A 24746-nucleotide genomic window follows, 5' to 3' on the forward strand; every position below is an offset into this window, starting at 1 on the left:
GTGATCGCCCGCAGGTCGCCTAAACTTGAAATGAGCGTTCAACGAAAATATACCGCTGGCATCATCTCGGGTAACGCAGGTGAAACGCCATGGAGGGCATCATGAACATCTCCCTGAACCGCTTTTCCCGCGCCGTTGCGCTCACCGCCACGCTGCTTGCGGCAACGTCGCTGACCGCAGGGACTGCACGGGCCGACGATTCCGAGGGGATCGTGGTCTACAATGCCCAGCACCAGAGCCTCGGCCAGGAATGGGTCGATGCCTTCACCAAGCAAACCGGCATCAACGTGACGATGCGCCAGGGCAGCGACATGCAGTTCGCCAACCAGATCATCCAGGAAGACGAGGCCTCGCCGGCCGATGTGTTCCTGACCGAGAATTCTCCGGCGATGACGCTGGTCGATGCCGCCGGCCTGTTCGCGCCGATCGACACGGAAACGCTTGATCAGCTGCCGGAAGAGTTCCGCCCGAAGGACGGGATGTGGACCGGTATCGCGGCGCGCTCGACGGTGTTTGCCTATGACAAGACCAAGCTGACAGAAGACCAGCTGCCGAAGTCGATGCTCGATCTCGCCGATCCGGCCTGGAAGGGCCGCTGGGGGGCTGCACCCGTCGGTGCCGATTTCCAGGCGATCGTCAGCGCGCTGCTGCAGCTGAAGGGCGAAGAGGTGACTGCCTCCTGGCTGAAGGCGCTGAAGGAAAACGGGACGTCCTACAAGAGCAACACGGTGGCGATGAAGGCGGTCAACGCCGGTGAAGTCGAGGGCGCGATCATCTATCACTATTACTGGTTCGGCGATCAGGCGGCGACGGCTGAAAACAGCAAGAACGTGGCGCTTCACTATTTCAAGAACCAGGATCCGGGCGCTTTCGTCAGCATCTCCGGCGGCGGCATCCTGAAGTCCAGCCAGCACCAGAAGGAAGCCCAGGCGTTCCTGAAGTTCATCACCGGCAAGGCCGGGCAGGCGATCCTGAAGACCGGCACATCCTATGAGTATGCCGTCGGCAAGGGCGCTGCCTCCAATGAAAAGCTGGTGCCGATGCCGGACCTGCAGGCACCGAAGATCGATGCGGCGGCGCTGAACAGCAAGAAGGTGGTCGAGATGATCACCGCTGCCGGCCTGATCTGAGCCGCCGACCCGGGAGCTACCCTTGCGATCCCGGCCAAAACTATTGCTTTTGGCTCAAGAAAACTTTAGGCCATGACGATACACGGCAACCGCTCTTTCAAAGGCGGTTGCCTTCCTTTTTCGGCATGTAAAAGGCGGCGGCCTTGCTGCAGGACAACAGAGTGCTCGCTTCCGGCCAAAAGATGCCGGCAATCCGGCCGGCGATGGGGCTGGCGCGGCTGCGTCGGCGCATGCCGCATGCTTCCGTCGTCATCTTCGCCTCGATCGTTGCGCTGTTCAGCCTTGTGCCGCTCGGCTTCATCGCCTGGATCACCGTCGATGTCGGCTGGGAAACGGTCAAGCAGCTGGTATTCCGGCCGCGGGTCGGCGAGTTGCTGGTCAACACCGTATTGCTCGAAGTGATCACCGTGCCGCTGTCGATCGTGCTGGCGGTGGCGCTCGCCTGGATCACCGAGCGCACCGACGTTCCCTTTGCCCGCTTCTGGGCCTGGCTCGCTGTCGCGCCGCTGGCGGTGCCCGCCTTCGTCCATTCCTATGCCTGGGTCAGCCTGGTGCCCGGCATGCACGGGCTGCAGAGCGGCGTCTTCGTGTCCGTGCTGGCCTATTATCCGTTCCTCTATCTGCCGGTTGCGGCAGCGCTGCGAAGGCTCGATCCGGCCATCGAGGATGCGGCCGCCTCGCTCGGGCTCGGGCCGTGGGCGGTGTTTTTCCGCACCGTCTTGCCGCAGCTTCGGCTGGCGATCTGCGGCGGTGCTCTGTTGATCGCGCTGCATCTGCTGTCGGAATACGGGCTGTTCGTGATGATCCGTTTCGACACCTTTGCCACCGCGATCGTCGATCAGTTCCAGTCCGCCTATAACAGCCCGGCCGCCAACATGCTCGGCGGCGTGCTGGTCGCCTGTTGCCTGCTGCTGCTCGCCATCGAGGTTCTGGTGCGCGGCAACGAGCGATATGCCCGCGTCGGGTCCGGCTCGGCGCGGCCGGCCGATCGCCGTCGTCTCGGCTGGCTGGTGGTGCCCGCGGTGCTGCTGCCGATCGCGGTTGCGGCGCTGACGCTTGGCGTGCCGTTCGTGACGCTGGCGCGCTGGCTTTATCTCGGCGGCGCCGGCATCTGGCGGGTGGATACGGTTGGCAATGCCTTCCTGCAGACCATCGTGCTGGCGATGGCCGGCGGTATCCTTGCGACCATTGCGGCGGCCCCGATGGCATGGCTGTCGGTGCGGGCGCCGGGGCGCGTGCAGCGGGTCCTCGAGGCCTGCCATTATTATGTCGGCTCGCTGCCTGGCGTCGTCGTGGCGCTGGCGCTGGTGACGATCACCGTGCGGCTGGTGCTGCCGCTCTACCAGACGTTCGCGACGCTGCTGCTCGCCTATATCCTACTGTTCCTGCCGCGCGCCATGGTCGGCCTGCGCGCCAGCATCGCGCAGGCACCGGTCGAGCTGGAGCGCGCCGCCATGGCGCTCGGGCGCACCCCGGCGCAGGCCGTGCGGCAGATCACCATGCGGCTTGCCGCTCCGGGAGCTGCTGCCAGTATTGCGCTGGTGGCGCTCGGCATCACCAACGAGCTGACGGCGACCTTGATGCTGGCGCCGAACGGCGTCGAGACGCTGGCCACCAAGTTCTGGTCGCTGACCAGCGAGATCGATTATGTCGCCGCCGCCCCTTACGCCTTCATGATGGTGGTGCTGTCGCTGCCGCTGACCCTTCTTCTCCATGCACAATCGAAACGGACTGCCGGACAATGACGCTGCTCACGATTGACGGCACCAGCAAGCGCTATGGTCAGGTGCAGGCGCTCGACAATATCTGCCTCGACGTGACGGCCGGAAGCCGCACCGCCGTGGTCGGCCCGTCCGGCTCCGGCAAGACGACGCTGCTGCGGATCATCGCCGGCTTCGAGCAGCCGGATAGCGGACGCGTGACGCTGAACGGCGAGCTGCTCGCCGATGGCCCGGCCGCGGTGCCGGCGCACAAGCGCGGCATCGGCATCGTCGCGCAGGAAGGGGCGCTGTTTCCGCATCTGGATGTGGCCGACAATATCGGCTTCGGCTTTGCCCGCGGCACCGATAATCGCGACAAGCGCATCACCGATCTGCTCGACATGGTCGAACTCGACCGCACCATGCTGAAACGCCGACCGCACCAGCTTTCCGGCGGCCAGCAGCAGCGTGTGGCGCTGGCGCGCGCGCTCGGGCGAGAGCCGCGGCTGATGCTGCTCGACGAGCCGTTTTCGGCGCTCGACACGGGACTGCGCGAAAACATGCGCAAGGTGGTGGCGCGGGTGCTGCAGGAAGCCGGCATTACCACCATTCTCGTCACGCACGATCAGGCCGAAGCCCTGTCCTTTGCCGATCAGGTGGCGGTGCTGCGCGATGGCAGGCTGGTGCAGGCGGGATCGCCGCAGTCGCTCTACCTGCAGCCGTGCGACCGCGAGACGGCACTGTTCCTCGGCGATGCGGTGCTGCTGCCGGCAATCATCCGCAACGGCGTTGCCGATTGCGCGCTCGGCAAGGTCGCCGTCGACAGCGATCACCAGGGCAAGGTCGAGATCATGCTGAGGCCGGAACAGATCCGCGTGATCACCGACGCCAGCGACATGCCGCATCGCGGCCGGGTCGTCGAGGTGGATTTCGGCGGAGCGACCTGCACGGTGGCGGTGTCGCTCGATGGCGTGGCGCTGCCGCCGATCCTGATCAAGACCTCGAGCGTGGCGCTGCCAGCGTCCGGCGATCGGGTGCGGCTCGACATATCGGGCAAGGCACACGTTTTCGTTCGCTGACCGGGTCGCAGTTGGATCAGGCGATCTTGCGTTCCCTGTCTTCCGCATCCTCTTCCAGCCAGCCGCCGGTGAAGCCTGCGCGCTGCAGGCCGGTGCGGATCACCTCCGATTTGCGCATCAGGCTCCAGATGAAGTCGGAGCGATCGTTCTCGATGGTCATGACAAGCAGCCCCTGATCGATGCCGACGCAGCGATCATCGACCCAGCCTTCCGGCCTGGATGTCTTCACCGTCGGATTGAAGCCGCCGGGGAAGCGGTCCTCGTAGAGCATATCGGGATAGGCGGACAGCAGGGCGCGAACGCCTGACAGTGCGGCCTGCCGGTCGTAGGGCAGGGACGCAAGCGCTGCCCAGGGCGCGATGGTTCCGTCGTCGGGGCCAAGCGGGGCGCCGCGGGCGGCATAGCCGAGCACGCGTGGACGGCGACCGCCGCGCATGTTGCGGGTCGGCGGCGGGCCGTCGCAGGCAGACAGGCCCCAGACATCTTTGGAATAGCCGACGAAGTGGCCGGGGTTGCGGATCGCGTAGTCGCGCTGGACCTCTATGCAGAGCTGGGTGTTGCGGAAATAGTCCCAATCGCGTTCGGCCATCGGTCTGTCGCGGATGCCGCGGAAATCGATCCAGGCGTGGGAGAACAGATGGATGAACAGCGGCCCGGCATAGAGATAGGCCTGGTCGCCCGATAGCATCCAGGAATAGCTCGCGGTGAAGGCGTCGTAGCTCGATTGCGGGATCGGATGTGTCGGCGAAGCAAGCGCCAGCGTGTAGAGCAGAACCGCCTCGTCATAGCCCTGCCAGCGCCAGCGCAGAAAGCCGCTGCCGGGCTTCCAGCCCATGCAGATGGTCTCGCCCTTGTTCAGCGCCCAGTGCCAGTCGATCCGCTCGTAGATGACGGTCGCCAGCCGGCGAATCTCGGTCTCGGCGTCGTCGTCACCGTCGAAATAGGCGGCCGCGGTCAAGACGCCGGCGACCAGGAGCGTCGTGTCGATGGTCGAGAGCTCGCTGTTCCAGGCGCGGTGGCCGGTGTCCATGTGCAGGAAGTGGTAGAAGAAGCCCCTGTAGCCGATCGCATGGCGCTCGCGCCCCTGGTGGCCGTTTGCGAAGAAGCACAACGTCGTCGTGGTGCGCCGGATCGCCTCGGCACGCGTCATCCAGCCGCGCTCGACGGCGACGGCATAGGAGGACAGCGCAAAGCCGACGGCGGCGATGCTGCACGGCACACCGGATACGGAGGTATCAGCAACAAGTCCGGTGTCGGGGTTGGAATGCTTCGGAAAATAGTTGAACGCCGCCTGCTGCAGCCTGTCGACCAGCGCGGTATCCGTCTCCTCGGTCCGTGTCAGCATGCGCTCCCGCCCAATTGGTTATCCTGCTCCCGGCTGACCATGAGTAAGGATGGGTTGCAAATCAATGTTTATTGAGGGGATGGCGAGCAGGCAGGAAGACGACGGTTCCCAGACGGCCGTTATCGAACGCCAGAAACGCAAAGCCACCGGCTCGCCGCAGGCGATCGGTTGGGCAAAATCTCATGTAAAAGGAGAAAATGGAGCGGGCGAAGGGATTCGAACCCTCGACCCCAACCTTGGCAAGGTTGTGCTCTACCACTGAGCTACACCCGCTCATAATCCCTCGGCCTGTGGTAGTTGTAAGGGCCGTGGGCGCCACCTTGCGGCGACGGGCGCTATATCGCCCAAACGATTTTCAAATGCAACAGGGAAATGACGACGAGGCGAAGAAAAATTTGGGGAACGGGTCAGGAACCGTCTAAAATGCCGCAAATGCAGGGAAAAGAGGCGAGGGCGAAGATTGCAAAAAACAGGAGGGGGACGTAATCAGGACGCTTCACGTCCTATGCAAATCGCTGGAATTCGACATGACCGACAAGACGCCGAAGACTGCATCCGAACTGTTCGTCTTTCTCGACGGGCTCGGCATCAAGCACAGCACCAAGACCCATGCGCCGGTGTTCACGGTGGCCGAATCGGCGTCGCTGCGCGATGAAATTCCGGGCGGGCATACCAAGAACCTGTTCGTGAAGGACAAGAAGGATCAGTTCTTCCTGCTGACGGTCGAGGAGAATGCCGCGGTCGACCTGAAGACGGTGCACACGCTGATCGGCGCTGCGAGCAAGGTGTCGTTCGGCAAGCCGGAAAAGCTGATGGACTATCTCGGCGTCATTCCGGGCGCGGTGACGGCGTTCGGCGCCATCAATGATTCGGACCACAACGTCACTTTCGTTCTTGATGCCGACCTGATGAAGGACGAGATTGTCAATTGCCATCCGCTGTCCAACGATGCGACGACGTCGATCGCAAGTGCGGACCTCGTTCGTTTCATGGAAGCGACGGGACATAAGCCGCTTGTCTTGAAAGTGACGTCCTGACATACGATTTTAGCGCTAGATAAAGCCGGTTGACCGGCACGGCGGGCGATACCCGGGAGATATCCATGAGCGGCAACGACAATCCTTACAGCAATTCCTTCGGCCAGATGTCGGCAACGGCAAGCTATGGCAGCGCGCCTGCAGTCTCCGCTGCGGCGCCGGCGCCTGTAGCCGGCGGCTATATCACGGACACGACGACGGCGACCTTTGCCAGGGACGTCATCGAGGAGTCGCGCAACCAGCCGGTCCTCGTCGATTTCTGGGCGCCGTGGTGCGGCCCCTGCAAGCAATTGACGCCAGTCATCGAAAAGGTGGTCAACGAGGCGCAGGGCCGGGTCAAGCTCGTCAAGATGAACATCGACGATCATCCGTCGATCGCCGGCCAGCTCGGCATCCAGTCGATTCCTGCCGTCATCGCCTTCGTCGGCGGCCGTCCGGCCGATGGGTTCATGGGTGCCGTGCCTGAAAGCCAGATCCGCGAGTTCATCGATCGGATCGCCGGCCCTGCCGGTGCCGATCAGGCGGCCGAGATCGAGGCCGTGATCGTCGAGGCCGACGGCTTGCTGGCGACCGGTGATATCGATGGTGCCGCGCAGCTCTACGGCGCCGTGATGCAGGCCGATCCAGAGAATGCCAAGGCGCTGGCCGGCATGGCGCAGTGCATGATTGCCGCCAACCAGCATGAGCGGGCCCGCGAGGTGTTGACCGAGCTGCCGGAGGAGATGGCCGCCGATCCGGCGATCCAGGCGGTGCTGAAGAAGCTCGAGCAGATCGAGGAAGCGCGAAAGCTCGGCGATCCCGTGGCGCTGGAACAGGCATTGGCTGTTAACGCCGACGATCATGAGGCGCGGATGAAGCTTGCCAAGATCCGCAATGTCGAGGGTTTACGCGACGACGCGGCAGATCACCTGCTCTACATCATGCGCAAGGACCGTACCTTCGACGATGACGGCGCGCGCCGCCAGCTGCTGCAGTTCTTCGAGGTCTGGGGCTTCAAGGACCCGGCCAGCGTGGCTGGCCGGCGCAAGCTTTCGGCGCTCTTGTTCTCGTAGGGTTTGGACGAGGTCGGCACTCAAGTTTGCAAGATCAGGCCCTTGCGTTTTCGCGGGCGTACCCCACATTCCCGTTAGTGCGGGCGTGTGGATTTGAGCCTTGCCAATGATGCAGGACGAGTGCCTATGCAAGTGGGGAATGCACGATATCTGAAGCCCGGCGACGTGCCCGACACGATCGCCGTCTTCCCCTTGACCGGTGCTCTGCTGCTTCCGACCGGCCAGCTGCCCCTCAATATTTTCGAGCCGCGTTATCTCGCCATGTTCGATGCTGCAATCGCGGGAAACCGGCTGATCGGCATGGTGCAGCCGGCGCTCGGCGAAGTCGAGGGCCGGCACAATGACGGCCATCTCAGCGCCGTCGGCTGCATCGGGCGGATCACCTCGTTCGCCGAAACAGGCGATGGCCGCTATATCGTCTCGCTGACCGGCGTTTGCCGCTTTCGGCTGCTCGACGAGAAGGAGACGCACCAGCCCTTCCGCACCTTCCGGATCGCACCCTTCATCTCCGATCTGTCGGCGCGCAATGAAGAGGATGCGGTGGACCGCGTGGCGCTGCTTGCCGCCTTCAAGGCCTATCTGGAGGCCAACAAGCTGGAAGCCGACTGGGAGAGCGTCGAGCGCGCCAGCAACATGACGCTGGTGAACTCGCTGGCAATGATGTCGCCGTTCGGCCCCGCGGAAAAGCAGGCGCTGCTCGAGGCACCCGACCTGAAGACCAGAGCGGAAACCCTGATCGCGATCACCGAGATCGTGCTGGCGCGGGTGTTCGGTGACTCGGACACGATTCTGCAGTAAATCAGAGAGATGGACGAAAAACTCAGCCGCGTGGACCCCAAACTGCTCGAACTGCTGGTCTGCCCGCTCACCAAGAGCCGGCTGACCTATAATCGCGAGCTGAACGAGCTGGTCTCCGAAAAGGCGCGGCTTGCCTATCCGATCCGTGACGGGATTCCGATCATGCTGGTCTCGGAAGCGCGCGAGATCGAGGACTAGCTCTCTCGATCCTAGATCGTCTGGCCGGCGAGCAGGCGCGGGTTGTCTTTTGCCGTGGTGCCGGCTGCCTGGCCGATGAAGAAGGACTTCAGGCCGGGCAGGCGATCGACGATGCCGAGGCCGAAATCGCGGGCGATGCGGATCGGCGCGATGTCGTTGGAAAACATCCTGTTCAGCACATCCGTCGTCACGCCCATCCGGAACGTGTCGAAACGGCGCCAGGCCTGATAGCGCTCAAGGATGTTGATCGAGCCGATATCGAGGCCGAGGCGATCGGCATCGACGATGGTTTCGGCCAATGCCGCGACATCCTTGAAGCCGAGGTTAAGGCCCTGGCCGGAGATCGGGTGGATGCCGTGGGCGGCGTCACCTGCCAGCGCCAGGCGTGGGGCGACGAAGGCGCGCGCCAGCGTCAGGCCGAGCGGGAAGGCGCGTCTTTCGCCGATCACCTTCAGCGCGCCCAGCCTGTGGCCGAAGCGTCGCTCCAGTTCCTCTTCGAAAATCAGGTCGTCGGAGCGCACCAGGCGGTTGGCATCACCTGTCGTTTCGGTCCAGACCAGCGACGAGCGGTTGTCCTTCAGCGGCAGGATGGCGAAGGGGCCGGCGGGCAGGAAATGCTCTTCGGCGCAGCCATTGTGCGGGCGCTCATGCTCGACGGTGACGACGATGCCGGATTGGCCGTAGTCCCAGGACACCGTCTTGATGCCGGCGAGGTCGCGGACATGCGAGCGGACGCCGTCGCAGGCAACCACCAGGCGCGCGTCGATGGTGCTGCCGTCCGACAGCGTCACCTCGGCATGGGTGTCTTCGGTCTTCAATCCCGTTGCGCCGAGGCCGTGGCGGATCTCGATGCCCAGCCGCTCGCAGGCGCCGCGCAGCGCGCGCACCAGCGATACGTTAGGCACCATGTGGGCGAAGGGCTGGCCGTCGTCGCTTTCGCCGTCGAAGGTGAGAAATACCGGGCGCACCGGGTCGGAGGTCTTCGAATCGGTGACGATCATCCTGTTGATCGGTTGCGCGGTCGGCTCGATCTCGTTCCAGACGCCGAAGACATCGAGCATCTTGGTGGCGGCGGCGATGATGGCGGAGGCGCGCATGTCCTTCTGCCAGACGCCCTCCGGCGCTGCCTCGACCACCGTCACCTGAAGGTGGGGAGCCGCCTGCTTGACCGCGACGGCCGCGGAAAGCCCCACATAACCTGCGCCAACGACCAGCATGTCCCGCATAGCATCCAGTTCCGTTCTTTTAGAATATCCTATTGATCTATATAGATCATCGCCACCACACTTCCTACCGTCCGGAGCTGTACAAAATGACGCGCGACACCAAAAAGCCGACTGCCATGGAAACGCTGGTTGCGACGCTTGATCTGGAGCCGATCGAGGTCGATATTTTCCGCGGCACCAGCCCGCAGGTCGGCTGGCAGCGGGTGTTCGGCGGGCAGGTGATCGCGCAGGCGCTGATGGCGGCGCAGCGTACCGTCGAGCCCGAGCGGCGAGTGCATTCGCTGCATGCCTATTTCATGCGACCCGGCGATCCGTCGGTGCCGATCATCTATCAGGTCGAGCGCATTCGTGACGGCTCGAGCTTCAACACGCGCCGGGTGCTTGCCATCCAGCACGGCAAGGCGATCTTTGCGCTGTCGTCGTCGTTCCAGATCGAGGAACCGGGCTTCGACCACCAGATTGCCATGCCAGACGTGCCGATGCCGGAGACGCTGCTCGACGAGCAGCAGATCGCCGCGCAATACCTCGCCAATGCGCCGGCGGCGATCCGCAAATATTGGGAGCGCGAGCGGCCGATCGAAATCCGGCCGGTATCGCTGACGCATTATTTCTCCGACAAGAAGCTCGACCCGGTGCAGCACGTCTGGGTGCGGGCGACGGGGCCGGTTCCCGATGACCGACTTTATCAGGCGTCAATTCTTGCCTATCTTTCAGACATGACGCTGATCGATACGTCGCTCTATGCGCATGGGACGTCAATCTTCGACCCGACATTGCAGGTCGCCAGCCTCGATCACTCGATGTGGTTCCACCGGCCGGTCCAATTCGACGACTGGCTGCTCTATACGCAGGACAGTCCGTCTGCATCGGGAGCGCGAGGTTTGACCCGAGGTAATCTCTATACGCGAAATGGGGTGCTGATTGCGTCGGTGGCGCAGGAGGGTCTGATTCGTAAAAGGGCAAATGCGTAAATTGGGTGCAATTCCGTCCATTTGTGTATTTTTTGAGCGATTATTAGGCAATCATTTGCCTGTTTATTGGCGCCTTTAAATATATCCCTTATTTTTCAATAACTTAATAATTGGTTTCGAATCTGGCACGGCCCTTGAATGTAGAGAACCGGTCGCTGTTGGAAAACGTCAGTGGCAAGGAGAGTCGGCTCCGTGCCGAGGGTAACGAAGGATGGGAAACCAGATGAAAATTGTGATGGCCATTATCAAGCCGTTCAAGCTCGATGAGGTGCGTGAAGCCCTCACAGCGATCGGCATTCAGGGCCTGACCGTGACCGAAGTCAAGGGTTACGGGCGCCAGAAGGGACATACGGAAATCTACCGGGGTACCGAATACGCGGTCAGCTTCCTGCCGAAACTCAAGATCGAGATCGCAGTCGCAACCGAAATCGTCGACAAGGCCGTTGAAGCCATCGCAGCGTCGGCCAAGACCGGCCAGATCGGCGACGGCAAGATCTTCGTCTACTCGATCGACCATGCCGTGCGCATCCGTACCGGCGAAACCGACGCAGAAGCGCTGTAAGTAACGGTAGAGCAAGGAGCTTTTCTCTATGTCAATTTCGAAGTTTTCTCCCACTTTGGCGCGCTTTGCCACTGCGTCCGCAGCGCTTCTGGCGCCGGTCGTGGCGTTCGCCCAGGATGCCGCCACCACGGCTGCACCGGCTGTTGCCGCGACACCTGTCCCCGATAAGGGCGACACCGCCTTTATGTTCATTTCCACCCTGCTCGTTCTGTTCATGATCCTGCCCGGCCTCGCGCTGTTCTATGGTGGTCTCGTGCGCGCCAAGAACATGCTGTCGGTGCTGATGCAGTGCACGATGGTTGCCGCTGTTATGATGCTCATCTGGGTCATCTACGGCTACTCCTTCGCCTTCGGCGGTTCCGACAGCCCTTACTGGGGCGGCACGGCCAAGCTGTTCCTGTCTGGCGTAACCAAGGACTCGACGGCTGCAACCTTCTCGTCGGGCGTTGTCATTCCTGAGTTCATCTTCGTGATGTTCCAGATGACCTTTGCTGCCATCACGCCTGCCCTGATCGTCGGCGCCTTTGCCGAACGCATCAAGTTCTCGGCCGTGGTGCTGTTCTGCGCACTCTGGGCAACCTTCGTCTACTTCCCGATCGCCCACATGGTCTGGGATGCAAACGGCATGCTCTTCAAGATGGGCGCGCTCGACTTCGCTGGCGGCACCGTCGTTCACATCAATGCCGGCGTTGCCGGTCTGATTGGTGCGATCATGGTCGGCAAGCGTACCGGCTACGGCAAGGACATGATGGCTCCGCATTCGATGACGCTGACCATGGTTGGTGCATCGATGCTCTGGTTCGGCTGGTTCGGCTTCAACGCCGGCTCCAATCTCGAAGCTTCTGGCGGCGCCATGCTCGCCACGGTCAACACCTTCATCGCGACCGCTGCTGCCATCGTCTCCTGGTCGGCAGTCGAAACGCTGACCCGCGGCAAGGCCTCGATGCTCGGCGGCGCTTCCGGTATGGTTGCCGGTCTCGTTGCGATCACGCCTGCTGCCGGCATCGTCGGTCCGATGGGCGCCATCATCATGGGCCTGATCGTTTCGCCGCTTTGCTACTTCTTCGTCTCCGTGGTGAAGAACAAGTTCGGCTACGACGACACGGCTGACGTGTTCGGCGTTCACGGTATCGGCGGCATGTTCGGTGCCGTTGCCACAGGCGTCTTCGCCAGCGCGTCGCTCGGCGGCATCGGCTATGCCGAAGGGGTGACGATGGGCCATCAGGTCATGACCCAGATCACCGCAATCGCCACCACCATCGTATGGTGCGGCGTTGGTTCGGCGATCCTCTACAAGGTCGTCGATGTGATCGTCGGTCTGCGCGTTCCTGTCGAAGCAGAGCGCGAAGGTCTCGACCTCGCAACCCACGGCGAAGCCGCTTACCACTCCTGATCAAGGCATTGCGGCGCTCTTTCGAAGGGCGCCGCAGAACAGCCCGTCACGGCCTATTCACACCGTTTAAGTCGCTCCTAGCCCGGACCCTCGCAGGTTCGGGCTTTTTTATTTGCCGCGGCAGGATCTCGTGCGTGGATGGTTAACGCCACTTTAACCGTCCTTTGATTAGGTGGAGCGGACGCATTGGGCGCGGAGCGCATTGGCGATTCGCACGCTTTCAGGCATTGGACGGGTACACACATGGCAAGAAGCACATCGCCAGCAATGGATGGCCGGCCGGACCGTTTCTCCCTTTCGGGGTTCGTCTTCCGGCAGGCGCAAACCCTTCTGGGCTTTGCGATCTTCCTGCTTCTGGCACTGGCCATTGCGGCGCTGGCCACCTGGAACGTCGCCGATCCGAGCTATTCCTACGCCACCGGCAATGCCCCGACCAATATCCTCGGCTATAGCGGTGCTGCCTTTGCCGATATCCTCATGCAGTTCTTCGGGCTGGCCAGCGTCGTGGCGCTGCTGCCGGTGGTTGCCTGGGCGCTGGCGCTGATCTCCGGCCGCCGCTTCAGCCGCATTCCGGCGCGGGCCGCTGCCTGGGGCCTTGGCTCCGTCCTGTCGTCCGCCGTTCTCGGCTGCTTTCCGCCGCCGCTCACCTGGCCCATCCCCAACGGGATCGGCGGTGTCATCGGCGACATGATCCTGCGCTTTCCCGCTCTCTTCGTCGGCGCCTATCCGACCGGCACCTTCGCCACCGCCGTTGGCTGCATCTTTGCGGTCCCGACCGTGTGGATGATGCTGTTTGCATCAGGCATCGTCGGCCACACCGAAGAGGAAGAGGCCGAGGCCGAGGAAGAAAACTACGCCGCCAGCCGCTCCAAGCTGCGCTCGGTCGGCGATGAGGACGAGGAAGACGACGAGGGTGGCTGGCTTGCCTTCGGCGCTCTGACGCACGCCTGGTACATGAGCAAGGCGCGGATGCGCCGCCTGCTCGGCATGGGCCCGCGCAAGCGCAAGCCGGACGATTTCGAAAGCCCCTACGATTTCAACGATGACGAATTCGGCAAGCTCAACGAGCCGGTGCGCGCCAAGGCACCTGCTGCCCGCGGCGATCGGATGGAGCCATCGATGGAGCAGCGCGCCGGGTCGCAGCGCCGCATCGTGTCTGCGCCATCGATCTCGCTCAACGATGACAATGACGACGACATGGGTTTCGACAGCGACATGCCGCCGCGTCCTGCCGATATCCTGCCTGACGACGATGACAATGACTGGATGATGCGTGCGCCTGCCAGGCAGAGCGGCGGCCGGGCCGAGCCTCGTGTCGTGCCTGCCTCGACCCGCCCGAAACCCGGCGCCCGCCTGGAGCGCGAGCAGCAGGGCTCTTTCATCCGCCCCGAGGGCTTCCAGCTGCCGTCGATGCATCTGCTCACCGAGCCGAAGGCCGTGGTGCGCGATTCGACACTGTCGGCCGACGCGCTCGAACAGAATGCCCGCATGCTCGAAGGCGTGCTCGAGGATTTTGGCGTCAAGGGCGAGATCATCCATGTCCGTCCCGGCCCGGTGGTCACGCTCTACGAACTGGAACCGGCTCCCGGCATCAAGTCGTCGCGCGTCATCGGCCTTGCCGACGATATCGCCCGCTCGATGAGCGCCATTGCTGCCCGCGTGGCGGTCGTTCCCGGCCGCAATGCGATCGGCATCGAACTGCCGAACAACATCCGCGAGACCGTCTATCTGCGCGAGATGATCGCGTCGCGGGATTTCGAGACCTCGAAGGCGAAGCTTGCGATGGCGCTCGGCAAGACAATTGGCGGCGAACCCGTCATCGCCGACCTCGCCAAGATGCCGCATCTGCTGGTTGCCGGTACCACCGGTTCGGGTAAATCGGTCGCGATCAACACGATGATCCTGTCGCTACTCTACCGGCTGACGCCGGATCAGTGCCGCCTGATCATGATCGATCCGAAGATGCTCGAACTTTCCGTCTACGACGGTATTCCGCATCTGCTTTCGCCCGTCGTTACCGATCCGAAGAAGGCCGTCGTGGCGCTGAAATGGACGGTGCGCGAGATGGAAGAGCGCTACAAGAAGATGTCGAAGATCGGCGTGCGCAACATCGACGGCTTCAATTCCCGCGTCGAGCAGGCGCTGGCCAAGGGCGAGGCGATCTCGCGCACCGTGCAGACGGGCTTCGACCGGGCAACCGGCGAGGCGATGTACGAGACCGAAGAGTTCGACCTGAAGCCGCTGCCCTACATCGTCGTCATCATCGACGAAATGGCCGACCTGATGATGGTCGCCGGCAAGGATATCGAAGGTGCGGTACAGCGCCTGGCGCAGATGGCGCGCGCGGCCGGCATCCATGTGATCATGGCAACGCAGCGCCCGTCGGTCGACGTCATCACCGGCACGATCAAGGCCAACTTCCCGACCCGCATCTCGTTCCAGGTGACGTCGAAGATCGACAGCCGCACGATCCTTGGCGAACAGGGTGCAGAACAGCTGCTCGGCATGGGCGACATGCTCTACATGGCCGGTGGCGGCCGCATCCAGCGCGTCCACGGGCCGTTCGTGGCCGATGGCGAGGTCGAGGACATCGTTGCCTATCTGAAGACGCAGGGGCAGCCGCAATATCTCGACGCGATCACTGCCGATGACGACGAGGATGGCGATTACGGCGGCGGACCGGCCGGCACCTCCAACCTTAGCGAATCCGACGACCCCTACGATCAGGCCGTCGCCATCGTTCTGCGTGACGGCAAGGCTTCGACGTCCTATATTCAGCGCAGGCTGGGCATCGGATACAACAGGGCCGCATCGCTGATCGAGCGGATGGAACAGGAAGGCATCATCGGCCCGGCAAACCACGCCGGCAAGCGCGAGATCCTGGTTCCGACCGAAGACGACGTTCTTTGATCGCGGATGGCCTGATCGCTGATCATCCGGATTTATTCTGATAAATCCGGACTTCACGGAAACCTGATCGCTTCGAAATCGTTACCTTTGGCCGGCCCTGCTAAGACGCCATGAAGACGCCGCGTTTCGGCAGCATGCAGACTGCATATAAGGAGACATTGATGACCCACTCCGTGACCTTCCTGGATCGCATCACGCTGACCCGGCGCCACATGCTCGGCGCTCTGGCTGTCGCTGCAGCGTCCACGGCCATGCCGCTCAACCTCTTTGCGCAGGCCGCCGCCGCCGCATCGAACAGCTCGACCGCGCAGGCAATTGCCGATCACTTTTCCAGCGTCGGGACGATGCAGGGCGAATTCGTCCAGTTCGGTCCGAAGGGCGAGCAGACCGGCGGCAAGTTCTTCATCCAGCGCCCCGGCAAGCTGCGCTTCAACTATGACGACCCCTCGCCGATCCGCGTCATTGCCGACGGCAAGAACGTGGCGATCGGCAACATGAAGCTGAAGACCTGGGATCTTTATCCGCTGTCGAAGACGCCGCTCAGCCTGCTGCTCGCACAGCGCATCGATCTGTCGGCGGGCTCGGTGAAGAGCGTCAAGGAAGAGTCCGATCTCACCACCATCGCGCTCGGCAACAACACCGTGTTCGGCAATTCGACGATCACCATGATGTTCGATCCGAAGACCTACGACCTGCGCCAGTGGACGATCACCGACAACCAGGGCAAGGATACCTCGGTGATGGTTTTCAACGTCAAAACAGGCATGCAGTTCGACGACAAGGTGTTCAAGGTGCCTTACGAATCCATACCCGGAACGGCTGCGTATCGGGACTGAGTGGGTTGAGGGAGCGATATTTGGCCTCAGCGCTTTCCACGCGTTCATCCCTGTGCACGGGGAGGTGATCTGCCTACGGCTGCCGCGACAGGTACGTCGAGGGCCGAGCTCAGGCAGCCACAACCGTGGCATTCCGCGCAGCGTGCTTAGATCCTCGGGACAAGCCCGAGGATGACGCTGATGGTTGTATTTCAATGGGTTACGGACGCTATCCGCCCGGTCCGCCGTTATCCTCGGACTTGTGCCGAGGATCTGCTGATGGTGCCAGCTGCTCGCCATGAGTGGACATCTGGCGTCAGCAAGAGATGAGCAAGGCCGTCTGCGCCGGGAGGAAGGATGGGTCGCCAGGCCCTTCAACCATTTTCTTTGGCCCCACGCGTTCCATCCCGCTCCCCTTTCCTCTAAAGCCAGTTCCGTCAGTCAAGGAAAGGCCGCGGAATGAGCTTCTCGATCACCACCTGGAACATCAATTCGGTGCGGCTGCGGATGCCGATCGTCGAGCAGCTTTCCCTGAAGCATCGGCCCGACATCATCTGCCTGCAGGAAACCAAGGTGACGAACGAGCTGTTTCCCTTGGCGCCGCTGAGGGCCATGGGCTACGAGCACATCATCATCCACGGCCAGAAGGGCTATCATGGCGTGGCGATTGCCTCGCGCTTTCCGTTGATCGAGGATCACAGCACCGACTACTGCAAGGTTGGCGATGCCCGCCATATCTCGGCGGTGTTCGAGCGCGGCGGCAAGCGCATCCGCATCCATAATTTCTACGTGCCGGCCGGTGGCGACGAGCCGGATCGGACGATCAATCCGAAGTTCGGCCACAAGCTCGATTTCATCGAGGAGATGAAGCTGCTGAAGGCCGATGGCGAGGCCAATACTTCGTCGATCCTGGTCGGCGATCTCAACATCGCGCCGTTCGAGCATGACGTCTGGTCGCACAAGCAGCTCTTGAAGATCGTCAGCCATACCCCTGTCGAGACCGAAGGCCTGCTCGAGGTGATGAAGCGCGGCCAATGGCTCGACCTGATGCGCCAGAACGTGCCTGATACCCAGAAGCTCTATACCTGGTGGAGCTACCGCGCCAAGGACTGGGAAGCCGCCGATCGTGGCCGCCGTCTCGACCATATCTGGTCGTCACAGGATCTCGGTCCGCATCTGCAGCGCATCGAGATCCTGAAAGAGGCGCGCGGATGGGAACGGCCATCCGACCATGTGCCGGTGACCGCGCATTTCGATCTCTAGGAAGATCAGTTTGGGAAATCAGGCGAAGCGGTGAAGCTCGGCGGCAGCCCTTGCCGCCAGTGCTGCGATATTCTCGCGGATGCGCTTCTCGATCAGCAGGGCGGCGTCGGGATATTCCTCGATCAGCCGGTGGAACAGCGACCGGGTGATGCGGATGATCGCCGTATCTTCCTTGGCGATAGCCGTGAACTTGCGCTCGACCAGAGTGATCAGCGCAAGTTCGGAGAGCAGCGTACCGGTGCCGACGACCGCCTGGATTTCAGGCTGGCCATTGCGTCCGGTGCGGCTGAGTTCGACACTGCCGTTGACGATGACATAGGCGCTGTCGGCGGGCGAGCTTTCGCGAAAAAGCATCTGCCCGTTGGAAATGACGCGCCGATCCGCGCCGAAGGCGATCAGCCGCAGCTGATCCTCCGACATTCCGTTGAAGAGCGGAAGCTGCGACAGCAGCTGGATATCGTCATTCAGTGCCATGCTTACGGTACGATCTTGTAGCCGCCGTTTTCCGTCACCAGAATTTCAGCATTCGAGGGATCGCGCTCGATCTTCTGGCGCAGGCGGTAGACGTGGGTCTCGAGCGTGTGGGTGGTGACGCCGGAATTGTAGCCCCAGACCTCTTCGAGCAGCACGTCGCGGGTGACGACCTTCTGTTCGGCGCGGTAGAGATAGCGGATGATCGCCGCTTCCTTTTCGGTGAGGCGGATCTTCTGGCCGTTTTCGGTGGTCAGCAGCTTCTGGCTCGGCTTGAACACATAGGGGCCGACGCTGAAGGTGGCGTCTTCGCTCTGCTCGTGCTGGCGCAGCTGCACGCGGATGCGGGCAAGCAGGACGGCGAAGCGGAACGGCTTGGTGACATAGTCGTTGGCGCCGGCTTCCAGCCCCAGGATGGTGTCGGAATCGGTATCGTGTCCCGTCAGCATGATGATCGGCGCCTTGAGGCCGCCCTTGCGCAGCAGCTTGACGGCTTCGCGACCATCCATGTCAGGCAGCCCGACGTCCATGATCAGCAGGTCGATGGCGGTGGCGCGGGCGCGTTCGACACCCTTGGTTGCCGTCGCTTCCTGCAGAACCGTGAACTCGTCATAGAGCGAAAGCTGCTCGGTGAGGGTTTCACGGAGGTCGTCGTCGTCGTCCACCAACAAAATGGTGCGTGCTGTCATGCGGCTATGTCCCTCGCCATCTGGTTCCCTATTCCTACGCCACTTTAGGACGTTGGCAAAGATCAGGATACCAAGCTGTTGTCGTATATGGTGCTATATGATTTCAATCACTGCCCCGGCAATTGCAAAAACATGTGAGAAACATGGAAAAAACAAGGCGGAGACCGTCTATACAGTCATCGATCATTACCGTTAGACCAGCACCGGGGCAGAAAAGTCGGGCTTTGCTCCAGTTCGGTACAATGGTCGTGCCCGCTGCAGTTGGTCGAACGGGCCGAACAACACGCAAGCGTGAAGGTGATGGCGCCACACCGATCGGCTCGATGACCCTGCTTTCCGGCTTCCGGCGCGGCGAGCGGCCGCTCCGGGTTCAAACGCAGCTGCCGATTCGCCTTATCCGCGAGGACATGCTGTGGTGCGATCAGGCCGACGATCCGAACTACAACAGGCTGGTCAAGGCGCCGTTCCGGCCGAGCCACGAAGAGATGAAGCGCAAGGACGGGCTCTACGATGTCTGCCTTGTGATGGACTGGAACGTGACGTCAAGGTCGCGCAACCGCGGCTCGGCAATCTTCTTCCACCTGATCCGGCCCGGCTACCAGCCAACCGAGGGCTGCATCGCCATCCATCCGCGCGACATGCGCCGGATATTGCCCTACCTGCGCAAGGGAACGGTGGTCAGGGTTCTCTGACCGCAGGGGTGATATCGGCGCCGCGCTGACCTATATGAATTCCGACCGGCGCTCGGGCTTAGAGGCGCTGGGGCAATCCGCGAGGAGAGGCGGATTCGAGTATGCCCGATCCAATTCACTGATTTTGCGGAGATTTATTGTGGCACAACAATCCATCATCACGTTTCACGACGGACATTCCATTCCCCAGGTCGGCCTCGGCGTCTGGCAGACACCCGATGATATCGCTGCACCTTCGGTGCGGGCGGCGATCGATGCCGGATATCGGCATGTCGATACGGCGGCGATCTACGAAAACGAGGACGGCGTCGGCGAGGGCATCCGCTCCTCCGGCATCGACCGCAAGGAAATCTTCCTGACCACCAAGCTGTGGAACCAGGACCAGGGCTACGACACGACGCTGAAGGCCTTCGACAAGAGCCTGAAGCGGCTCGGCACCGATTATGTCGACCTCTACCTGATCCACTGGCCGGCACCGAACCGCGACAGCTATGTCGATACCTGGAAGGCATTCATCAAGCTGCGGGAAGAGGGCCGGGCGCGCTCGATCGGTGTGTCTAATTTCTATCCCGAGCATATCGAGCGGCTGATCACCGAGACCGGCGTCGTGCCTGTCATCAACCAGATCGAGCTGCATCCGGATTTCCAGCAGAAGGCTGCGCAGGCGGCGCACAAGAAGCTCAACATCGCCACGCAATCCTGGAGCCCGCTCGGCCAGGGCAAGCTGATCGATCATCCTGTCATCGCCGAGATTGCCAAAAAGCACGGTAAGACGCCGGCGCAGGTGATCATCCGCTGGCACATGGATAGCGGGCTGGTAGTGATCCCGAAGTCGGTGACGCCGTCGCGCATCGTCGAGAATTTCCAGGTGTTCGATTTCAAGCTGGATGGCGACGACATGGGTGCGATCGCCAAGCTCGACAGCAGCACGGCGCGGATCGGCCCTGATCCGAAGACAGCGACGTTCTGAGGGTTCTTTTGGGGGCGGCTGGCGCTTGCGCAGGCGGCCCCTCTTCGCCGGTGCAACGCGTTGCACCTGCCCTGCCGCCACCTTCCCCATGGGGGAGATGTGCGACACCCATTCGCCAGGATTTAGAACCGTCCGCATCCGGGCAGGGCAAAACGCCTGCCACCTGCCGCTTCTCCCCAACGGGGAGAAGTGCCGGAGCGCCAGCGAGGCGATGAGGGGGCGGCACGGCAGAGAGCCAGCTTAGCTTATTCATTCACCGCAACGAACGTGGCACCACGAACCGCTCGAGCACGCCGCTGCGCGGCCGCACATCGTCCCAGAAATGCGCCTCGAAATCGATGACCACAAGGGCACCGGTCGGGAACTTCTCATCCAGGCGGGTGCGGATCTCGCGGTCACCGCTGCCGACGAGGCCGAGTGCCAGATCGTGGAAGCCGGGGTTGTGGCCGATCAGAAGCAGCGTGCGCACCGAGGGGTCCATGGCGTGCAGCAGGGCGGCGAGCCTGGCGGCGGGCGCTTCGTAGAGATCGTCCAGGTCGCGCTGCTCGATCGATGCCGGCAGTTCTCTCTTGATCCGCCTCCAGGTCTGCTGCGTGCGTCTGGAGGTGGAGACCAGCGCCAGATCGGGCATGAGCCCTTCGCTGGCAATATAGGCGCCCATCCGCGGGGCGGCCTTCAGTCCGCGTTCCGACAGCGGGCGGTCGTGATCGGCGACGCCATCCGGCCAGGCGGATTTGGCGTGGCGGAGCAGCATCAGGCGGCGCTTGGGGAGATTGGTTTCGGCGGTCATGGCGCGCTCCGGAGGAGAGGACAGCATCGGCTGTTCGCAGCCGTCTGATCAGGCATGCCCGGGGCGGGCGGCCTCCCCCTCGCAGAGAGGGAGGCCATCCAGTTTCAGTTCCACTCGCGGATATCGACGAAGTGGCCGGCAATGGCCGCTGCGGCTGCCATGGCAGGCGACACCAGATGGGTGCGGCCCTTGAAGCCCTGGCGGCCTTCGAAGTTGCGGTTGGAGGTCGAGGCGCAACGCTCGCCCGGCTTCAGCCGGTCGTCGTTCATCGCCAGGCACATCGAACAGCCAGGCTCGCGCCAGTCGAAGCCGGCAGCCTTGAAGATCTTGTCGAGGCCTTCGGCTTCCGCCTGTTCCTTGACGAGGCCGGAGCCGGGGACGATCATCGCATCGACGGTCGATGCCACGGTCTTGCCTTCGACGACCTTGGCGGCAGCGCGCAGGTCCTCGATGCGGCCGTTGGTGCAGGAGCCGATGAAGACGCGGTCGATAGCGATGTCGGTGATCTTGGTGCCCGGCTTCAGGCCCATGTACTCAAGCGCGCGCCACTTGGAGGTGCGCTTGTTCTCGTCGGCGATCTCATCCGGGTTCGGCACGATGCCCTGCACCGAGATGACGTCCTCGGGCGAGGAGCCCCAGGAGACGATCGGCGGCAGTTCGGCGGCGTTGAGCGTGACGATGCGGTCGTAATGGGCGCCTTCGTCGGTCTTCAGCGTTTCCCAATAGGCAATCGCCTGCTTCAGCGTCTCGCCCTTCGGCGCGCGCGGCTTGCCGGTGATGTAGTCGTAGGTGGTCTGGTCGGGGGCGATCAGGCCGGCGCGGGCGCCGCCTTCGATCGACATGTTGCAGATCGTCATACGGCCTTCCATCGACAGCGCGCGAATGGCTTCGCCGGCATATTCGATGACGTAGCCGGTGCCGCCTGCCGTGCCGATCTCGCCGATGATGGCGAGCACGATGTCCTTGGCGGTGACGCCAGCGGGCAATACGCCGTCGACCTGCACCAGCATGTTCTTCGCCTTCTTCTGGATCAGCGTCTGGGTGGCCAGAACGTGCTCCACTTCAGACGTGCCGATGCCATGCGCCAGCGAGCCGAAGGCGCCGTGGGTCGAGGTGTGGCTATCGCCGCAGACGATGGTCATGCCCGGCAGGGTAAAGCCCTGTTCCGGCCCGATGATGTGGACGATGCCCTGGCGAATGTCGCTCGCCGAATAATACTCGACGCCGAATTCGGCCGCGTTGATCGCCAGCTGCTCGACCTGGATGCGGCTTTCCTCGTTCTTGATGCCGAGGTGGCGATCCGGCGAGGTCGGAACATTGTGGTCGACGACGGCCAGCGTCTTTTCAGGTGCACGGACCTTGCGGCCGGTCATACGCAGGCCTTCGAAGGCCTGCGGCGAGGTGACCTCGTGAACCAGGTGGCGGTCGATGTAGAGAAGACAGGTGCCGTCGTCCTGCTGATCGACCATGTGGTCGTCCCAGATCTTGTCGTAAAGGGTACGCGGTGCGCTCATGGCGGTATGTCCGTTTCTGGATGCGTAATGGAGAGATGGAGCTTGGTGGCGGACAGGGCCGCCGGCCGTCAGTCAATCGACGAAGGGATCAACGAAGTCGGCTGTTAAGCGCACCGGAAACGGCCGCAAAGAAACGTGCCGGCAGGCGATAGTGATCCTGCAGCACGAAAATATGAGCCCCAATGCAACTGAACTTGGATTCCATGCGCTGTGACTTATCAACTTTTCAAGGCGACGGCAATTCCTATCATCGAACCGCTACCGCAGATCCTTCCCGCGCATCCGTTTCTCGACTTGCCTGAGTGCAAGCGACAGACCGATGGTGAGGATGAGATAGATATAGGTGACGATCGAATAGGTTTCAAAGAAGCGGAACGAACCCGACGCATAGATCTTGCCCATCTGGGTGATGTCGGAGACGCCGAGCACCGAGACCAGCGAACTATCCTTGACCATCGCCACGAAATCGTTCGACAGCGGCGGGAAGATCACCTTGATCGCCTGCGGGAAGACGACAAAGCGGAAGCGGTGGTAACGCGACAGGCCGAGCGCCTTGGCGGCCTCGATCTGGCCGTGATCGACCGACTGGATGCCGGCCCGGAACACTTCTGCGATGAACGAGGAATAACCGATCATCAAGGCGATGATCGCCCGCCACATCAGCGAGAAATCGCGCACCAGCACCGGCTCGGCCAGTCCTGCCCTGACCAGCGGCAGGGTCAGGAAATTATAGGCTGCGACGATCGTAGGGGCGCCGACGAAGGCGATGTAGAACAGCAGCACCAGCATCGGCACGCCGCGGATCACCTCGACATAGAAGCGGGCGATCTGGCGCAGCAGGACGCTGTCCGACAGCCCCAGCAGGGCAATGCCGAGGCCGAGCACGGTGGCCAGTGCAAAGCCGACCAGCGTCACGAAAACGGTAACGCCGACGCCATTGAAGACGGTGCGGAACACCTGGGCATAGATATCGTTGGCGATGATGACGGCGGCGAGCGCCAGGCCGATCAAAACGAGGGCGACCAGCCACCAGGGGTAGTCGCCCTTCTCATGCCCACGCGGGGCCGGCTGCGGAGCCATCATGCTCTGTTCCCGGGCAGGATCACTGTCCCATCTTGTAGTCGAGGAACCACTTCTTGTTCAGGGCATCCAGCGTGCCATCAGCCTTGAGGCTTGATATTGCGGCATTGACCGGCGCCACCAGATCGGAGCCCTTCGGGAAGATGAAGCCGAAATCCTCGGTGCCGAGCGGGCCGCCGATGACCTTGAGGCCGCCCTTGGAGGCATCGACATAGCCCTGGGCGGCAACACTGTCGGTCAGCACCGTATCGACGTCGCCGGTCTTCAGCGCCTGCACGGTGGCGCCGAAGGTTTCGAACAGTTTTATGCGCGGGTTCTGCTCGTTGCCGTCGAGGATCTCGTAGACGGCGGCATAGAAGGGCGAGGTTCCGGGCTGGGCGCCGACCAGGCCGTCCTTGAAGGCGCCGAAGGTCTTGGCGTCGGTAAACCGGGTCTCGTCGCCGCGCACCAGCATGAACTGCTGCGAGCGCATGTAGGGGTCGGAGAAATCCACCTTGGCCTTGCGGTCGTCCTTGATGGTGATGCCGGTCATGCCGATGTTGTACTGGTTGTCGGAGACCGCCTGGATCATCGCGTCCCAGCTGGTGTTCTGGTACTCAAGCTTGAAATTCAGCCGCTTGGCGATCTCGTCCATCGCATCATATTCCCATCCGACCTGCTTGCCGGACTTCGGATCGACGAACTGCAGCGGCGGATAGGCATTCTCGGTGACGACGACGACGCTTTTGCCCTTGAGATCGGGCAGATCGGCAGCGGTTGCCATCAGCGGCGACAGGATAAGAGCGGTCAGTCCGGCAAGGACGGTGCGGCGGAACGGCATGATATATCTCCCCAAAATGGCGCTCGCGGAACCTGTCATAATTGCAAAGCCGCTGGCAAGGGGATTGGCCCGCGGCGGCGGGGGAAAATGGGAATGGGGTTTCAAAAATCGGTCGGTTTGGGGCATGGCACTCGCCACTGGTCTCTCTGCAGCCCGCCGCCCTCGGTCGGTGCCCGCGTGACAGCAAGGCGATGGGGGGCGGCACGGTGGGAGGTCAGTGCCAGGGGCAGCCCCCCGCATG

The 24746-nt window shown here is 62.5% G+C and carries 22 protein-coding genes, 1 tRNA gene and 1 pseudogene; 15 read left to right on the top strand and 9 right to left on the bottom strand.

The window, feature by feature from the left end; genetic code table 11:
* The first annotated feature begins 101 nt into the window (after positions 1-101).
* The 3 genes and pseudogenes from GVL52_RS13435 (at position 102) to GVL52_RS13445 (ending at position 3909) form a co-directional block, all read left to right on the top strand.
* Positions 102-1130 carry an iron ABC transporter substrate-binding protein gene (locus tag GVL52_RS13435; protein ID WP_160007820.1) on the top strand — a complete coding sequence of 343 codons (1029 nt, stop codon included), beginning with the start codon at positions 102-104 and terminating at the stop codon, positions 1128-1130.
* Positions 1131-1202: 72 nt separating this feature from the next.
* Positions 1203-2875: pseudogene (locus tag GVL52_RS13440) on the top strand (ABC transporter permease).
* The gene (locus tag GVL52_RS13445) at positions 2872-3909 is read left to right on the top strand and encodes an ABC transporter ATP-binding protein (protein ID WP_160007822.1); all 1038 of its coding nucleotides are present in this window, start codon (positions 2872-2874) and stop codon (positions 3907-3909) included. The pseudogene GVL52_RS13440 and the gene GVL52_RS13445 overlap by 4 nt, the downstream one beginning before the upstream one ends.
* Before the next feature lie 16 nt (positions 3910-3925).
* Here GVL52_RS13445 and GVL52_RS13450 read toward each other — a convergent pair whose 3' ends face one another.
* Positions 3926-5254, bottom strand: a complete 1329-nt coding sequence (locus GVL52_RS13450; protein ID WP_160007824.1) for a glucoamylase family protein — start codon at positions 5252-5254, stop codon at positions 3926-3928.
* A gap of 198 nt (positions 5255-5452) precedes the next feature.
* A tRNA-Gly gene (locus GVL52_RS13455) sits at positions 5453-5527 on the bottom strand.
* A gap of 254 nt (positions 5528-5781) precedes the next feature.
* Here GVL52_RS13455 and GVL52_RS13460 point away from each other — a divergent pair.
* From GVL52_RS13460 to GVL52_RS13475, 4 genes are all read left to right on the top strand, one after another.
* Positions 5782-6291 carry a prolyl-tRNA synthetase associated domain-containing protein gene (locus GVL52_RS13460; protein WP_160007826.1) on the top strand — a complete coding sequence of 170 codons (510 nt, stop codon included), beginning with the start codon at positions 5782-5784 and terminating at the stop codon, positions 6289-6291.
* A 65-nt stretch (positions 6292-6356) separates the two neighbouring features.
* Positions 6357-7343: a thioredoxin gene (trxA, locus tag GVL52_RS13465; protein ID WP_160007828.1), complete on the top strand. Its 987-nt coding sequence runs from the start codon at positions 6357-6359 to the stop codon at positions 7341-7343.
* Positions 7344-7469: 126 nt separating this feature from the next.
* Positions 7470-8141 carry an LON peptidase substrate-binding domain-containing protein gene (locus GVL52_RS13470; RefSeq protein WP_160007830.1) on the top strand — a complete coding sequence of 224 codons (672 nt, stop codon included), beginning with the start codon at positions 7470-7472 and terminating at the stop codon, positions 8139-8141.
* A gap of 9 nt (positions 8142-8150) precedes the next feature.
* Positions 8151-8339 (top strand): Trm112 family protein, encoded by a 189-nt coding sequence (locus tag GVL52_RS13475; RefSeq protein WP_160007832.1) that lies wholly within the window; start codon positions 8151-8153, stop codon positions 8337-8339.
* A gap of 11 nt (positions 8340-8350) precedes the next feature.
* On the opposite strand, the gene GVL52_RS13480 is transcribed toward GVL52_RS13475, so the two are convergent.
* A complete protein-coding gene (locus GVL52_RS13480) occupies positions 8351-9598 on the bottom strand; it encodes a ubiquinone biosynthesis hydroxylase (protein ID WP_280179104.1) in 1248 nt (415 codons plus the stop codon).
* 53 nt (positions 9599-9651) lie between these two features.
* Between GVL52_RS13480 and tesB the strand changes: the two genes are divergently transcribed.
* From tesB to GVL52_RS13510, 6 genes are all read left to right on the top strand, one after another.
* Positions 9652-10536, top strand: a complete 885-nt coding sequence (gene tesB, locus GVL52_RS13485) for an acyl-CoA thioesterase II (RefSeq protein ID WP_160007836.1) — start codon at positions 9652-9654, stop codon at positions 10534-10536.
* 211 nt (positions 10537-10747) lie between these two features.
* Positions 10748-11098 (top strand): P-II family nitrogen regulator, encoded by a 351-nt coding sequence (locus tag GVL52_RS13490; protein ID WP_183899926.1) that lies wholly within the window; start codon positions 10748-10750, stop codon positions 11096-11098.
* A 28-nt stretch (positions 11099-11126) separates the two neighbouring features.
* A complete protein-coding gene (locus GVL52_RS13495; RefSeq protein ID WP_160007840.1) occupies positions 11127-12491 on the top strand; it encodes an ammonium transporter in 1365 nt (454 codons plus the stop codon).
* A 243-nt stretch (positions 12492-12734) separates the two neighbouring features.
* The gene (locus tag GVL52_RS13500; RefSeq protein ID WP_160007842.1) at positions 12735-15401 is read left to right on the top strand and encodes a DNA translocase FtsK; all 2667 of its coding nucleotides are present in this window, start codon (positions 12735-12737) and stop codon (positions 15399-15401) included.
* A 161-nt stretch (positions 15402-15562) separates the two neighbouring features.
* Entirely contained in the window at positions 15563-16237 is a 675-nt protein-coding gene (locus GVL52_RS13505; RefSeq protein WP_160007844.1) for an outer membrane lipoprotein carrier protein LolA, read from the top strand.
* 438 nt (positions 16238-16675) lie between these two features.
* A complete protein-coding gene (locus GVL52_RS13510) occupies positions 16676-17479 on the top strand; it encodes an exodeoxyribonuclease III (RefSeq protein ID WP_160007846.1) in 804 nt (267 codons plus the stop codon).
* A gap of 18 nt (positions 17480-17497) precedes the next feature.
* Here GVL52_RS13510 and GVL52_RS13515 read toward each other — a convergent pair whose 3' ends face one another.
* Positions 17498-17953, bottom strand: coding sequence for a cyclic nucleotide-binding domain-containing protein (locus GVL52_RS13515; protein WP_160007848.1), 456 nt, complete (start codon positions 17951-17953; stop codon positions 17498-17500).
* Positions 17954-17955: 2 nt separating this feature from the next.
* Complete coding sequence (locus tag GVL52_RS13520; protein WP_160007850.1) at positions 17956-18639, bottom strand: response regulator transcription factor; 684 nt, start codon at positions 18637-18639, stop codon at positions 17956-17958.
* Positions 18640-18809: 170 nt separating this feature from the next.
* On the opposite strand from GVL52_RS13520, the gene GVL52_RS13525 reads away from it, so the two are divergent.
* Together GVL52_RS13525 and GVL52_RS13530 are read left to right on the top strand one after the other, a co-directional pair.
* Complete coding sequence (locus GVL52_RS13525; protein ID WP_200847818.1) at positions 18810-19331, top strand: L,D-transpeptidase; 522 nt, start codon at positions 18810-18812, stop codon at positions 19329-19331.
* Positions 19332-19470: 139 nt separating this feature from the next.
* Positions 19471-20301: an aldo/keto reductase gene (locus tag GVL52_RS13530; RefSeq protein WP_160007854.1), complete on the top strand. Its 831-nt coding sequence runs from the start codon at positions 19471-19473 to the stop codon at positions 20299-20301.
* Positions 20302-20554: 253 nt separating this feature from the next.
* Here GVL52_RS13530 and GVL52_RS13535 read toward each other — a convergent pair whose 3' ends face one another.
* From GVL52_RS13535 to GVL52_RS13555, 4 genes are all read right to left on the bottom strand, one after another.
* Positions 20555-21091 (bottom strand): histidine phosphatase family protein, encoded by a 537-nt coding sequence (locus tag GVL52_RS13535; protein WP_160007856.1) that lies wholly within the window; start codon positions 21089-21091, stop codon positions 20555-20557.
* Positions 21092-21195: 104 nt separating this feature from the next.
* Complete coding sequence (gene leuC, locus GVL52_RS13540) at positions 21196-22605, bottom strand: 3-isopropylmalate dehydratase large subunit (protein ID WP_160007858.1); 1410 nt, start codon at positions 22603-22605, stop codon at positions 21196-21198.
* A 258-nt stretch (positions 22606-22863) separates the two neighbouring features.
* Positions 22864-23685, bottom strand: a complete 822-nt coding sequence (locus tag GVL52_RS13550) for an amino acid ABC transporter permease (protein ID WP_160007976.1) — start codon at positions 23683-23685, stop codon at positions 22864-22866.
* A 22-nt stretch (positions 23686-23707) separates the two neighbouring features.
* Positions 23708-24505 carry a transporter substrate-binding domain-containing protein gene (locus tag GVL52_RS13555; RefSeq protein WP_160007860.1) on the bottom strand — a complete coding sequence of 266 codons (798 nt, stop codon included), beginning with the start codon at positions 24503-24505 and terminating at the stop codon, positions 23708-23710.
* Between the last annotated feature and the right edge of the window lie 241 nt (positions 24506-24746).

Origin of the sequence: Rhizobium sp. 18055, assembly GCF_902706285.1 — a bacterium.
Classification (GTDB): Bacteria; Pseudomonadota; Alphaproteobacteria; order Rhizobiales; family Rhizobiaceae; genus Rhizobium.